The organism is Pandoraea sp. B-6, assembly GCF_000282835.1.
GTDB classification, from domain to species: domain Bacteria; phylum Pseudomonadota; class Gammaproteobacteria; order Burkholderiales; family Burkholderiaceae; genus Pandoraea; species Pandoraea cepalis.
Genome location: NZ_KB290529.1, coordinates 6,439 through 18,851 on the forward strand (window position 1 = coordinate 6,439; position 12,413 = coordinate 18,851).

Annotated in this window: 15 protein-coding genes and 1 pseudogene; 5 read left to right on the forward strand and 11 right to left on the reverse strand. The window is 65.4% G+C overall.

What is annotated here, in order from left to right; all coding sequences use genetic code 11:
• The 4 genes from sctC to A985_RS0113680 all read left to right on the forward strand — a co-directional run.
• Positions 1-805: type III secretion system outer membrane ring subunit SctC (sctC, locus tag A985_RS28590; protein ID WP_198288698.1), on the forward strand; the 805-nt coding region annotated here is incomplete at its 5' end.
• The gene (gene sctD, locus A985_RS0113670) at positions 802-2,133 is read left to right on the forward strand and encodes a type III secretion system inner membrane ring subunit SctD (RefSeq protein WP_017233965.1); all 1,332 of its coding nucleotides are present in this window, start codon (positions 802-804) and stop codon (positions 2,131-2,133) included. The genes sctC and sctD, both read left to right, overlap by 4 nt.
• On the forward strand, positions 2,108-2,347 hold the full coding sequence (locus A985_RS0113675) for an EscE/YscE/SsaE family type III secretion system needle protein co-chaperone (protein ID WP_017233966.1): 240 nt from the start codon (positions 2,108-2,110) through the stop codon (positions 2,345-2,347). Before sctD ends, A985_RS0113675 begins: the two co-directional genes overlap by 26 nt.
• Before the next feature lie 201 nt (positions 2,348-2,548).
• On the forward strand, positions 2,549-2,962 hold the full coding sequence (locus tag A985_RS0113680; protein WP_017233967.1) for a hypothetical protein: 414 nt from the start codon (positions 2,549-2,551) through the stop codon (positions 2,960-2,962).
• Between the two features lie 77 nt (positions 2,963-3,039).
• Here the strand turns inward: A985_RS0113680 and A985_RS0113685 are convergent, their stop codons facing one another.
• From A985_RS0113685 to A985_RS0113735, 11 genes are all read right to left on the reverse strand, one after another.
• Positions 3,040-4,176, reverse strand: coding sequence for a TyeA family type III secretion system gatekeeper subunit (locus A985_RS0113685; protein WP_017233968.1), 1,137 nt, complete (start codon positions 4,174-4,176; stop codon positions 3,040-3,042).
• Positions 4,169-4,858: a hypothetical protein gene (locus A985_RS0113690; RefSeq protein WP_017233969.1), complete on the reverse strand. Its 690-nt coding sequence runs from the start codon at positions 4,856-4,858 to the stop codon at positions 4,169-4,171. The genes A985_RS0113685 and A985_RS0113690 overlap by 8 nt, the downstream gene beginning before the upstream one ends.
• Positions 4,834-5,520 carry a type III secretion system domain-containing protein gene (locus tag A985_RS25485; protein WP_017233970.1) on the reverse strand — a complete coding sequence of 229 codons (687 nt, stop codon included), beginning with the start codon at positions 5,518-5,520 and terminating at the stop codon, positions 4,834-4,836. The genes A985_RS0113690 and A985_RS25485 overlap by 25 nt, the downstream gene beginning before the upstream one ends.
• Positions 5,478-6,260, reverse strand: coding sequence for a type III secretion system inner membrane ring lipoprotein SctJ (gene sctJ, locus A985_RS25490; RefSeq protein WP_232424618.1), 783 nt, complete (start codon positions 6,258-6,260; stop codon positions 5,478-5,480). Before sctJ ends, A985_RS25485 begins: the two co-directional genes overlap by 43 nt.
• A gap of 56 nt (positions 6,261-6,316) precedes the next feature.
• Positions 6,317-6,673 carry a type III secretion system inner rod subunit SctI gene (gene sctI, locus A985_RS25495; RefSeq protein ID WP_017233972.1) on the reverse strand — a complete coding sequence of 119 codons (357 nt, stop codon included), beginning with the start codon at positions 6,671-6,673 and terminating at the stop codon, positions 6,317-6,319.
• Positions 6,670-7,020 (reverse strand): DUF1039 domain-containing protein, encoded by a 351-nt coding sequence (locus A985_RS27060; RefSeq protein ID WP_157211465.1) that lies wholly within the window; start codon positions 7,018-7,020, stop codon positions 6,670-6,672. The genes sctI and A985_RS27060 overlap by 4 nt, the downstream gene beginning before the upstream one ends.
• Positions 7,021-7,061: 41 nt before the next feature.
• On the reverse strand, positions 7,062-7,280 hold the full coding sequence (gene sctF, locus A985_RS0113715) for a type III secretion system needle filament subunit SctF (protein ID WP_017233974.1): 219 nt from the start codon (positions 7,278-7,280) through the stop codon (positions 7,062-7,064).
• Positions 7,277-8,077, reverse strand: a complete 801-nt coding sequence (locus A985_RS25505; protein WP_017233975.1) for a helix-turn-helix transcriptional regulator — start codon at positions 8,075-8,077, stop codon at positions 7,277-7,279. The genes sctF and A985_RS25505 overlap by 4 nt, the downstream gene beginning before the upstream one ends.
• Before the next feature lie 224 nt (positions 8,078-8,301).
• Positions 8,302-9,903 carry an FMN-binding glutamate synthase family protein gene (locus A985_RS0113725; protein ID WP_017233976.1) on the reverse strand — a complete coding sequence of 534 codons (1,602 nt, stop codon included), beginning with the start codon at positions 9,901-9,903 and terminating at the stop codon, positions 8,302-8,304.
• A gap of 69 nt (positions 9,904-9,972) precedes the next feature.
• Positions 9,973-11,127 carry a tRNA 2-thiouridine(34) synthase MnmA gene (gene mnmA, locus A985_RS0113730; protein ID WP_017233977.1) on the reverse strand — a complete coding sequence of 385 codons (1,155 nt, stop codon included), beginning with the start codon at positions 11,125-11,127 and terminating at the stop codon, positions 9,973-9,975.
• Positions 11,124-11,600: an NUDIX hydrolase gene (locus A985_RS0113735; RefSeq protein ID WP_017233978.1), complete on the reverse strand. Its 477-nt coding sequence runs from the start codon at positions 11,598-11,600 to the stop codon at positions 11,124-11,126. The genes mnmA and A985_RS0113735 overlap by 4 nt, the downstream gene beginning before the upstream one ends.
• A gap of 459 nt (positions 11,601-12,059) precedes the next feature.
• On the opposite strand from A985_RS0113735, the pseudogene A985_RS0113740 reads away from it, so the two are divergent.
• Positions 12,060-12,413 (forward strand): annotated as a pseudogene (locus A985_RS0113740) (NAD(P)(+) transhydrogenase (Re/Si-specific) subunit alpha); the annotation flags it as partial.

Consider the following 12,413-nt stretch of genomic DNA (forward strand, 5'->3'; position numbering starts at 1 on the left):
CTTTTCCGCCGATCCGCGTCGCAATGCGGTCATCGTGCGTGAGCGGCGACGCAATCTGCCGATCTATGGCGACCTGATCGCGCAGCTCGACATCCGGCCCCGCCTGGTCGACATCTCGGTGGCGATCATCGACGTCAACGCCAGCGATATCGCCGAACTTGGCGTCGACTTCTCCGGCAGCGCCCGGCTGGGTGGCTTCGGCGCCGTGTCGCTGAACTCGCAGACACAGAGTGGCGACTCCGGCACGTTCACGACATTGGTCGGCGACACCAACAAGTTCATGGTCAATTTGAGCGCGCTGGAGCGAAACTCCAAGGCGCGCGTTCTATCCCGCCCATCCATCGTCACGCTCGACAATATGCAGGCCGTACTCGATCGCAGCGTGACGTTCTATACCAAGGTCTCAGGCGAGAAGGTCGCCAAACTGGAGAGCGTGACGTCGGGATCGCTATTGCGTGTCACGCCGCGACTCGTTCCGCAGGAAGGTGATGGTCGCGAGCAGGTGATGCTCACCCTCAATATTGAAGACGGCGGCGAAGTGCGCAGCGAACGCAACAGCCGCAACGAGGTCCCGACGATCCGCAACTCCTCGATTTCGACGCATGCCACGCTCCAGGCGGGACAAAGCCTGCTGCTCGGCGGCTTCGTGCAGGACGCGCAGCACGAGCAGGAGCGCAAGATTCCCCTGCTGGGCGATCTGCCGCTCATCGGCCGCCTGTTCAGTTCGACGAGCAACCGGAGCGACAGTGTCATGCGTCTGTTTCTGATCAAGGCCGAGCCGGCGGCCGACCTGCCGAGCGCATGAGCATGCTCACGCTCACGCTGCTCGACGGCCCCCTCGCCGGACGACCCATGCCGCTACCACCGGGCACACTCACGATCGGCGACAGTGATTCCGATATCGCGATGACGCTCGATCATGGCGCCCAGATCGCGCTGGGCGTCGACGACGATGGCGTTCGCCTGCTCACGCCGGCGCCAGTCTGGGTCGACGGCGTGCCCGTCGCCGCATCGGATGATCGCGCGGCCGACACGCTCAGGCTCCCGCTGCATACGGCGATCGATCTTGCCGGCCTCGGCATCTGGCTCGGCGACGGCAGCGAAAGCGCTCCCGCGCCCATGCCAAAACGTCCAGAGCGGCGTCCCGAGCACACGGCATCGCCTCGCATGACCCTCGCGCCCGAATCCCCCCAAGCGGCCGAAGCCCCTGCGCGGCGCGCTCGCGCCCAGACCGCCTGGATCGCAGTCACGGGACTATCGCTACTGATCGCGGCGGCGGACGTCGCGATCTGGCGCACGGGAACCGCCAACGTCATCGCCGCGCCGCCACCGCCCGATGCGCTCAAAGCGCTCGCGGCACGCGTCGCGCCCCGCGTCGTGCTGGATCACAGCGGCAATGCGGTACGCCTGTCCGGTGGCTGCATCGACGACGACGCGCTTGCACGACTGCGCGCCGAGGCGCGTTGGCTGGGCAAAGCGTTGAGCGACGAGACCTGGTGCCCCGCGAATTCCATACAGACAGTGCGCACGTTGCTACGCTTGCACGGCTTCGGTACCGCACAGGTGAGCGTCACGCCGGACGGCGAAGTGCTCATCGGTGCGCCGACGGTCGCCGACGCCCGCTGGCGCTCAGCCGCCAACGCGCTCGATGCATTGGCGCTGCCGCATGGCTGGCGCGTGGCAGAAGGCACGGCCAACAGCTTCGAGCGGCTGTTGAAGACGCTACGCGACGCCGGCCAGTTGCGCGGCATCGATATCGCACGCGATCGCAACGGATGGCGGCTTACCGGGGCACTGACCGTGGGACGCCAAGCGTCGTTGAAGGGGATCGTCGACACATGGAACACCGGTGACAACGCGATGCCCGTGCGCATCGAGCCGCTTCCGCCACAGATCCCGACGCTGGTCGAAACAGGCTTTTCCGCGCCGCTCGTGAGCATAGGTGGCTCGCCCAACGCGCCGCAGATCACCCTCGCCGACGGCACGCGCCTGGCGCAGGGGGCGCGTCTGCCCGGCGGCACACGCGTGATCGCGATTCATACGGGCGGCGTGTCGATCGGCTCGCACGACCGGCTTTTCTACTTACCCCTGTCTCCGGAGACGCTGTATGACGATTCGCCTGACCCAGCTTGAAGACCGCCTCGCCGCCGCGCCCGAGGCTGTCGCGCGCGACGTCGGCACACAGCTCGATGTCGCGCGCCAGGCGCTACAACAGGCGCTGCACACGCCGCTTGCGCCCGCGCAGCACGCGCTTGCGCAAACACAGATGCAAGCGGTCCGCGCCGCCGAGGTGATTCTCGAGGGCGTCGCGCGGCGGTACGCCACGTCTTACGGATCGTCGTCGTGACGACGGGAGCGACGGTGGGCGTCGATCGATGCTCGCGTGTGCGCAGAAGCGACAACCCAGCTCGCGCGACCAAAGTCTGCTCGGTCCAATCGTGGGAACCTTCGGCATCGCGCGCCCCGTGCGAGCGGTTTTCGTCCCCGCGTTGTCGCAGGACGCTGGCACGGGGCGCGTCGACGATTTCTTCCACTCTCCACGCATATCATGCCAAGTTACGACCTAGCGAAAACTCTCGTCGAAGCGCTGAAGTTGATCGGCTGCGACCCGAGCAAGATTAATACCGTCGACAATCACTCGCCCATCGAGCTGACGTTTACCGCCTCGCCCAGCATCATCGTGGAAACCTTGAAAAACCAGGCGTGCAGTATTCATGCCATTGTGGCCACCGACGAAGCCGCACGTCTGCATCGTGCCAACAGTGAGCGGCTTCTGCAATTGCTCATTGAGCCGGCCGAATGGGCCGTCACCGGGCACGTGCAGTTGCGCGAGCGCGACCGTCGTCTGATTCTTCACGCGCAGGTGACGGACGAAGCCGCCGCCGAGCCCGAGCCGTTCGCGCAAGCGCTCACCGATTTCTATGACCGTATCAAGCTCTGCCGGGAGCACCTGCGCGCCTGAGCGCCGCCGCGGTACCCGTTGGCGCATCCGTTGTGCGCCAGCCCATCCCCCCGATCCTCGCGTCCCCCACTTCCCCACTACCCCCCGGTCACCTCTCCCTCGTGGGCGATCTCCGCGCGCCAGCCATCCAGTGCTTCGCCGAGCGTCTCGCGCTGTGTCTCGTCGCGAAAGCAACCGTCATGGGCCGACTGCACCAGCAGAGTCAGTTCGCGCGCAAACGCGTAGCGCGCGTCGACCGTCACCATGCCTAGATGGGCCGCGCGTTGCGCAAGCCATTCCACGCCCACCCACGGCTGATCCAGTAACGTGAGCATCTCCGAGATCATCGTGTCCGTCTCAAACGCGCGAGCGCCTGCCGCGCGCAATGTCTGCGCCGCTTGCTCGCATGCCGACTCCAGCGTGAGAAACAGCACCACTCGACGAAGATCGTCGATGACGGCCGCCAGACGCGGGAGCTCCGCACCGGCCTCGCGCGCGCCCAACTCCAACCCCAGCGCCTGCATCAGCGCGCGCAACCGCGCACGACGCTGCGCAAAGCGCCGGCATTCGTCGAACCATTGCGTCAACGAGCGCTGCGATCCTTGTGACTGGCGGAACAGCGACTTGAGTTGTTGCAACAGCGCCATGCCTGGGTTTTGCCCGTTACCGCATTCCAGCGCAGCGAAGGCCTCGATCGCCCACGTCTCGGACGACGTCAGTTCGTCCAACGTCCGGCGCAAGCGGCTGCGCGTTCTGCTGTCCAGCCCGCCATCGGCCAACCAGGCCGCAACGACCAACGCCGCATGCCCGGCCGACAGGTGGGCCTGGCGAATCAGTTGATGTGGGTCGGGAACGAACGGAAGATCGCGCAACTGCCCGCGCAGTCGCTCGAATTGCGCCGCGTTCACGCGCGCAAACCGATGCATCTGCTGCTCGAACAGGGCGCGCGCACGCTGCTTGTCGTCGCGCACATCGCGATCGCTCGCCCTGCGGAATCGCACCCCGAGGGCGAAGCTGAGATTCTCTTGAGATTCGGCGACCGCCGCCTCTTCGTTCTGCGAGATGGTCGCTTCGATAAGCGCGATATGTCCCGGCATGTCGGCAGGCAACCCTCGCGCCGCGCTTGCCTCACCATCCAGCGGCAGCCATTCGTCCGCCACCCGGCGCTCAACGGCCTTGTTTTCCTGGATTGCCCGACCCGTCGATGGACCGGACGATGGCAAGCGCTCAACCATCAGCGATCTCCAGATCTGGACTCGCGTTCAGGCGCTCGAGGACGGCCGCGAGATCCGCGTCGAGATCCAGGCACACCGTCACCCATTCGCTTTCGATGCGGGCCTGCCGGCCAACCAGCGTGGCATCCGCCGTGCAGGCCAGCACAATATCGGCCGCTCGCAAGGCATCGGCCACGTCGTCGCGATGGGCGGGCGGCACTCGCAGCACGAGGGCTCCTTCGCGCACCAGCGCGGGTAAAGCGCGTGCGACGCGTTGTGCGAAGCGCTCACCGACATCGAGCGGGGCGATGAAATTCGACAGCGCGGCGCCCAGGGCGTCTGTCACGCGACGCTCCAACGAGCGAACGATGTCGCGCTCGAGCGACGCCTCGTCGACCAGCCATGCAACGGCCTGCGCCACGGCGTCACGGCGGGCTGTTTCCGCAAGCGCCGCCGCCTCCTCTCTGGCCTGCTCGCGCGCCGCGTCCCGCCACGCGTCGCGCAGCGCCTGCGCATCGATACGTGCCTGTTCGCGGTCGGCCAGCGCGGCGTCACGCTCGGTCTTTGCCTGCGCCATCCAGCGAGCCCGTAGACTTGCCTGTTCGCGAAGCTCCTCGAGTGCCTGGCGGGGAATCACCGGCCCCGCGGGCGCGGGGCCGTCCATCGCTTCGATGGCCGTCAAGGCGAAGTCGACGACATACATAGCATCTTCTCCAGCGCTGCAAACCGCAGCCAGATGTCCTCGTTCGTCAAACGCGCACCCGACGCAAACGGTTCAATGTCGGCCGGCGGGGGAAGCAACAGTCTGGCGGCCTTGCTCACCGTCGCCACCTCGACGCACGGCAGCTCAGGCGCGCCATCCAGGCACGCGCCGGTGGCCGCCAGCGCCGCAGGAACGACCTGCTCGGGCGACAGGGTGGGACTGGCAGGCCAATCCCGACGCGTGAGCAGCAAACGGTCGCATTGCCAGGCGTCGAGCCACGAAGCCAACGCACGGCGGTACGTGCCGAGCAGGAGATAGTCTGGACATCCCATCGCGCGCAAGCCGTGGGCCAACGACAGACGTCGCAGGTTCGGCAACCGCCTCAGCATCGCTTGCGCCGTGTTGCCTTGCGGGGGTGCGCAATCGCCCGCCGCCGCACCCGGCCAGCCGCGCCGGGCGATGACCAGACAGTCGATGGACGCACGGCACGCGGCGTGTCGCCGGTAGGCCTCTCGCCAAGGCAACATATCGAACGCGCGCCACCAGCCGACGTCCATTTGCATGCCGGGCTGCCAGATCAGGCGTGCAAGTTGGGTAGCGCCGCCGCAGTGCGCGGGCGTCACGATGCCTTCGATACGCGGGCGCGCAAACGCGGCACCCATGATGCGCGCCGACGCCACGCCACCGCCGCGGCAGCGGCCAGCCCGATACACGCCGCCACGACCATGCCCCACGTCATCGTCGGCAGCCCGCGTCCGCGATCCGTCAATGGGCCCGTGGGCGCACCTGTCGACGCGTCGATGGACGCGCGGGGCAAACGATAATCGGCGGGCTGCAACACGATGCTGATGCGCTCGGGCGTCACCCCCGGCACGCTGTCGTGAACCAGACTGCGTATGTCCGTCATACGCTGCGTCATATTGATCTCGGGGCTGTACTTCACAAAGACAGCCACGCCGGGCGGCAAGGTCGTGCGCCCTGCGGAATCCGTCGGCACCTGCGCGATCGAGACTTCGGCCACCATCACGCCGTCGAGCGACGCGAGCATGCGCTCGAGTCGCTGCTCCTTGAGATAGATCAGCTTCGCCTGCTCCTGCACAGGCGAACTGACGAGTTGTCCCGGTGGAAAGACGTCCTCGACGGACGCGCGCTTCTGGCGCGGCAAGCCGTGTTGGCGCAGCACCTCGACACCGCGCACGAAATCGCTGCGCTCGATGCGAACCGTCATGCCCGCGGTGTCGGCGCGCTTGTCGGCCTGCAGCCCGGACACCAGCAATAGCGCCAACATCTGGTTGGCCTCGGTCTCGCTCAGCGAGCGATGCAGTTCGACCTTGCACCCGGCGAGCGAGATCACGAGCAGGCTGCCCAGCAGCCATCGACCGCGCCAACGGCTTTGTGCCACGGACGGGGTACGTCTCGCCGATCTCGTCACGACGTCGGCGATGCGACGGCCGCACGTCATTGCATATGCACCAGCTTGTTCACCCCTTGCGTGGCGGCGCCTGCCACCTTCGCCACGAACTCCAGTGCCAGCACGCGCTCGGTCAGGGCTCGCTGCATCGCGAGCATGCGGGTCGGATCGTCCAGCGTGCGCTCGTCGATCGCCACCCGATCGGCCAGGCGTTCGGTGTTACCCGCAAGCTTGCCCGCTGCGCTGAGCAGATGATGCTCCGGCAGCGACGGCGCGCTCGCGAGGGCCTGACCGAAATGAACGGCGTCGTGCTCGCTGGCGTTGGCCGGTACGAGCGCGGCGTTCGCCGGCGTTGCAATGGCAGACGCGTGCGCAAGTACCGCAGGGATCTGAGAAGTGGTCATGACGAGGGAACGGGAGGAGGAGAGGAGGAGAAGGAGGACAACGCGGGCGACGTCGGCGACATCGCGTTGGCGGACTGGCTGGCGTCCATCGCGTCAAGCCAGCGGGCGAGCACATCGCCTGTCGGGTTGCCGTCGTGTCCGGCTGCCTCGATCTTGGCGAGGTGGGCGCGCGCCGCGCGCGTATCGCCGAGCGCGATGAGAAGCGCCGAGTGCAGCCATTGACGCGTCTCACGATCCGTCACGAGCGACGGCAAGGCATGCAGGATCACGCGGGCTTGCGACTGCATGCCGTGATGCGCACCCGCCAGCGCCAGTTCGACGACGATTTGCCGGATCGACGCGTCCAACCATGAATCCGCGGCATTGCTGGGTACGCGGTCTGCGCGCGTCATGCGATCTTGGCGATGATGCCCATCAGCGTGTCCTTGATGAGCTTGATCGCAGCGCTATGCAGCCCGACCATTGTCGAGAACTGCTGCAACTTGAATTGGACATCGAGCATATGCCGAGGGTCGTTGGTTTCGGGTGCGCGCACGGCCTGGGTGGCCTCGTCGGACATGCGTCGCACCCCTTCGGACATCCCGCGGTGAATCTCTTCGACGTTCATTGCACGCCCTCCTCGGTGACGGCGCCGTGTCCCGCCACCAGATCGGCGCGCATGGCGGCGTAGGCGTCGGCTTGCGGCATGGCCACACGACGGCTACCGCGCTGCGGCGGCGTGCCGAGTCGGATTTCCGTCGGCGCGCAGTCGAAGCGCTTGCGGAAGGTGTCGGTAAAGTGCGCGTGGTTGGTGAAGCCGCATTCGAGCGCGATGTCGAGCACCTTGTGGCGCGTGGACAGCAGCAGATCGCGCGCCAGCCGAAGGCGCCGCTCCAACAGCCACTGCTTCGCGGGCATGCCATACGTTTGCTGAAACAGGTAGCGAAATTTGCGCAGCGGCATGCCGAACTCCTCGGCCAGGCGGCCGACCGGCCACGGTCGGTGAAAATTTGCCTCGACGAAATCGAACAGCGAATGGCTGCCCGCAATCGTCTGACGCAACATGGCCGAGAAGTACCGCTGATCGCGACACAGGCAATAGACGTAGAAGAAACGCAACATCGCCATGCGGTCGACGTTTTGCAACGTCATGGCCACGTCGACCATGCTGGGCTCGAGAATCAACGTGCGTGCCGCCTGTCGATGAAAAACGCCGAGCGGACGGCGGTCGAGCAGATCGACGACATCGGGGTACAGCGCCTGCAGGTCGCAGGCGTGAAAATCGTGTGACATCACCGGCCCTGGGGCATCGATCGTCGCATCCGAATGGGTGGCGGTCATGCCGCCGGCCGGCAGCGTGTGTATGAGACCGTTCACATTCAGTTTGACGTCGTGGTGGCTGATCAGAAATCGCACCGTACTCATAGGCTCCTCCTCTGACGACGGGCGGTCGCCGGGATGACAAAGTCGAAGGCCACACCATAGGCGAGTCCGCCCGCGAGCATCATCCGGTGGAGACCTTAATGTGCGATGCCTGACCTCGGCGTTATCGTATTTGGGAAGAAAACTATCGGGAAACGTAAAAAAACCCGGCGCAGCATCGCGTCGGGTTGTGGTGGAAGCCTCTTGCCTGGGCTTGCGCCGTTCTGTCAGGTGACCTCAGCCGGAGAGAAACTGTCGGCACGCGCCATCGGCCAGTATTTTTCGTAGAGCTGATAACGGAACTGGCCGCGCAGCAGATCGCCCGGCGCAAGGTACTTGAGCGATTCCGACATCAGGCGAATCTCGTTGGTCGACACACGCTCGACGATGTGATGCGCTCGCAGGTCCGACGGATGCGACAACCCCGCCGCCTGAATCAACTCCTGCAGCGCATGCAACGTATGCGCGTGGAACTGGTGCACGCGCTGCGCCTTGTCCGGCACCACCAAGGCGCGCTGACGCAACGTATCCTGCGTTGCGACGCCCGTCGGGCAGCGATCGGTGTGACATTTCTGCGATTGAATACAGCCGATCGCGAACATGAAGCCGCGCGCGGAGTTGCACCAGTCGGCGCCGATGGCCAGCGTACGGGCGATGTCGAATGCCGTAACGATCTTGCCCGATGCACCGATGCGGATCTTCTCGCGCAACCCGGCCCCCACGAGCGTGTTGTGCACGAGCAGAAGTCCTTCCTGCAGCGGCGCACCCACATGATCGGTGAACTCCAGCGGCGCGGCGCCCGTGCCGCCTTCCGAGCCGTCCACGACGATGAAGTCGGGCAGGATACCGCTCTCGAGCATCGCCTTCACAATGCTGAAAAATTCCCACGGATGGCCGATGCACAGCTTGAACCCGGTCGGCTTGCCCCCCGAGAGCGTGCGCAGACGCTCGACGAATTGCAGCAACCCGAGCGGCGTCGAGAACTCACTGTGACGCGACGGCGAAATACAGTCCTGCCCCATCGGCACGCCGCGCGTGGCGGAAATCTCCGGCGTGATCTTGGCCGCGGGCAACACGCCGCCGTGTCCCGGCTTTGCGCCTTGCGAGAGCTTCACCTCGATCATCTTCACCTGAGGCGTCGTCGCCTGCGCCGCAAATTTCTCGGCGTTGAAGGTACCGTCGTCGTTGCGGCATCCGAAATAGCCCGAGGCCACCTCCCAGATCAGGTCGCCGCCCTGCTCCCGATGATGCGGCGAGATGGAACCCTCGCCGGTGTCATGAATAAAGTTGCCGAGCTTCGCACCGCGATTGAGTGCGCGGATGGCGTTGGCCGACAGGGCACCGAAACTCATGGCGGAGATATTGAAGATCGACGCCGAATACGGCTGTGCGCGATCCGCGCCAATGGTGATGCGAAAGTCGTGATCCTTCAGGACTGTCGGCGCGAGCGAGTGGGCAATCCATTCGTAGCCCGTCGCCTTGACATCGATCTCGGTGCCGAACGGCCGGCTGTCGACATCGCCCTTGGCGCGCTGATAGACAATGCTGCGCTGGGCACGCGAGAAGGGGGTTTCGGACGTATCGTCTTCCACGAAATACTGGCGAATTTCGGGGCGGATGAATTCGAACAGAAACCGGAAGTGTCCCCACAGCGGGTAGTTGCGCAGCACGGCGTGACGCTGCTGCACGATATCCCACACGCCGAGCGCCACCAGCGCAGCAAACGGCAACGGCCAGAGCGGATGCCAACCGTCGAACAGCACGCCCGCCAACGTTGCCAGGAGCAACGCCACGACGAGCCACAGAGCCAGAAATCGGCGCGAGAACATGAAATCTCCTTGCTTTAGGGGACACTCGCCGGCACGCGGCCGGGGGTCCCCCGGCGAGCGCCGGCGGATTCAATGCGTATTGAGGATGGCGTGTTTGGCGGCCACGGCGGCCTGGGGGTTAGCGCTGCCGGCGTCGGCCGGCGTCGTGGCCGCGATGATGCCGCCGCCCAGACAGACCTCGCCGTCATACAGCACGGCCGATTGCCCCGGCGTGACCGCCCACTGCGCCTCGGAGAACGACAACGTGAGCGCATCGGCGTCGGCACGCACCACTTCGCATGCGGCGTCGGCTTGCCGGTAGCGGGTCTTGGCGCCGCAGCGCGTGCCCTCGGCCGGCGGCTCGCCCGCGACCCACGACAGGTCTTCGGCATCGAGCGTGTTCGAGAGCAGCCACGGATGATCGTGGCCCTGCACCACATACAGCGTGTTGCTCGCCATGTCCTTGCGCGCCACGAACCACGGCTCGCCGGAGCCTTCGCGGCTGCCCCCGAGTCCGATGCCCTTGCGCTGGCCCAGGGTGTAGAACGCTAGGCCCACGTGCTCGCCCACGATCGCTCCGTCAGGCGTTTTCATCGGGCCCGGTTGGGTCGGTAGGTAGCGATTGAGAAAGTCGCGGAATGGGCGCTCGCCAATGAAGCAAATGCCGGTCGAGTCCTTCTTCTTCGCGTTCGGCAATCCGATCTGCGCGGCAATCTCGCGAACCTTCGTTTTCGGCATGTCGCCAAGCGGGAACATCGTGCGCGAAAGCTGTTGCTGGTTCAGCCGGTGCAGGAAGTAGCTCTGATCCTTGGTGTGATCGAACGCCTTGAGCAACTCGAAGCGCCCATCGCGCTCGCGCACGCGGGCGTAGTGACCGGTGGCGATGGTCTCGCCGCCCAGCGCCACGGCGTGATCGAGAAACGCCTTGAACTTGATCTCGGCGTTGCACAGCACGTCCGGATTGGGTGTGCGGCCCGCCGAATACTCGCGCAGGAATTCCGCGAACACACGGTCCTTGTACTCGGCGGCAAAGTTCACGGCTTCGACGTCGATGCCGATCAGGTCCGCGACCGAGACCACGTCGATCCAGTCCTGCCGGGTCGAACAGTATTCGCTGTCGTCATCGTCTTCCCAGTTCTTCATGAACAGGCCGACGACTTCATAGCCTTGTTGTTTGAGCAGCCATGCCGTGACCGACGAATCCACGCCGCCCGACATGCCGACCACTACGCGTTTTTGACTCATGTGTTGCCTTGCCCGCCGGCGCTCGCCGGATGGGTCAGAAGTAGGGCGAGGTCGTAACGGACCCCCCGCAGGTAATCGTCCATGCAGCGCTCGAGAATCGGCGAGCGATGGCGCGCGCGCTGGGCACGCACTTCGTCCGGTGTCAGCCAGACGGTGCCGACAATGCCGTCGTCGAGCGTACGCGACGCATCGAACTCGCCCAGTGTGCCGGTGAACGCGAAGCGCAGATACGCGATGTCGCCGGGGCCGGGGGCGAGATAGATGCCCAGCAGGTGCTGGGGCGCGAACGCATAGGCCGTCTCTTCCAGCACTTCACGGCGCACCGCGTCGAGAATCGACTCGCCCGGCTCCAGATGACCGGCCGGTTGGTTGATCAACAGGCCTTCACGCTTTTGCTCTTCGACAAACAGAAAACGGCCGTCGCGCTCAACGACCGCGGCGACCGTCACGTTGGGCTTCCAGCGTGCATTCATGACACATCCTTGCAGGACGGGGGACCTGACGGGCCCCATGGACCGTGGCCGGCGGTTGGCCCACGCGGTTGGTCCGAGACGTTACCCCGATAAAAGCAGCATTTTACCGTCTGACGGGGTTTGGCGCTGAGGACGGGTGAGCGTAGTGAGTGTGGCGGCCGAGACGACCGACCGGTCGGTCGGCCGCAACGACCATCGTCCCGGCCCCGTCGGCATATCCATATGCGGTTTCGTGCAATAGGCGTGCCTGTCATCTTCGGGTAAGCTTCCAGCACCAGCAATGTGCAGCATGCAGTGGCAGTACCGCATCACCGGTTTGTGCAGTAGTTCGATTGCAGTGGTTTGTGCAGGACTAATGTCATCAGCGGCGAAACAGGTAATGCGCCTGCCCCGGCAGCGCACGCGCTGCGGCTCCTTGGCCGCTGATGAGATCAGTTCACAAACCCAAGGAGAGACGTAATGAGAATCGGCATCCCCGCCGAAACGCTTACCGGCGAATCCCGTGTCGCGGCCACGCCCGAGACGGTGAAGAAGCTGGTCGCGTCAGGACATCAGATCGTGGTTGGACGCGGTGCAGGAGACGCCGCAAGCGTGCCCGACGCGGCCTTCGAAGCCGCCGGCGCCACATTAGGCACCGCCGCCGACGCCCTGGGGGCAGAACTCGTACTCAAGGTACGGGCCCCCTCCTCCGAAGAACTCGCACTCATCCCGCGCGGCAGCGTCGTCGTCGGCATGCTCAACCCGTTCGATGCCGAGAACAATGCGCGCATGGCGGCCGCCGGCATTACGGCGTTCGCCCTGGAAGCCGCGCCG

Coding starts and splice junctions, on each gene's coding strand:
- sctF (WP_017233974.1), bottom strand. CDS start 7,280: ATGAACGTCGAAGAGATTCACCGCGGGATGTCCGAAGGGGTGCGACGC.
- mnmA (WP_017233977.1), bottom strand. CDS start 11,127: ATGAGTCAAAAACGCGTAGTGGTCGGCATGTCGGGCGGCGTGGATTCG.
- A985_RS25505 (WP_017233975.1), bottom strand. CDS start 8,077: ATGAGTACGGTGCGATTTCTGATCAGCCACCACGACGTCAAACTGAAT.
- A985_RS0113725 (WP_017233976.1), bottom strand. CDS start 9,903: ATGTTCTCGCGCCGATTTCTGGCTCTGTGGCTCGTCGTGGCGTTGCTC.
- A985_RS0113690 (WP_017233969.1), bottom strand. CDS start 4,858: ATGTATGTCGTCGACTTCGCCTTGACGGCCATCGAAGCGATGGACGGC.
- A985_RS0113680 (WP_017233967.1), top strand. CDS start 2,549: ATGCCAAGTTACGACCTAGCGAAAACTCTCGTCGAAGCGCTGAAGTTG.
- A985_RS0113685 (WP_017233968.1), bottom strand. CDS start 4,176: ATGGTTGAGCGCTTGCCATCGTCCGGTCCATCGACGGGTCGGGCAATC.
- sctI (WP_017233972.1), bottom strand. CDS start 6,673: ATGACCACTTCTCAGATCCCTGCGGTACTTGCGCACGCGTCTGCCATT.
- sctD (WP_017233965.1), top strand. CDS start 802: ATGAGCATGCTCACGCTCACGCTGCTCGACGGCCCCCTCGCCGGACGA.
- A985_RS0113675 (WP_017233966.1), top strand. CDS start 2,108: ATGACGATTCGCCTGACCCAGCTTGAAGACCGCCTCGCCGCCGCGCCC.
- A985_RS25485 (WP_017233970.1), bottom strand. CDS start 5,520: ATGGGTGCCGCGTTTGCGCGCCCGCGTATCGAAGGCATCGTGACGCCC.
- A985_RS0113735 (WP_017233978.1), bottom strand. CDS start 11,600: ATGAATGCACGCTGGAAGCCCAACGTGACGGTCGCCGCGGTCGTTGAG.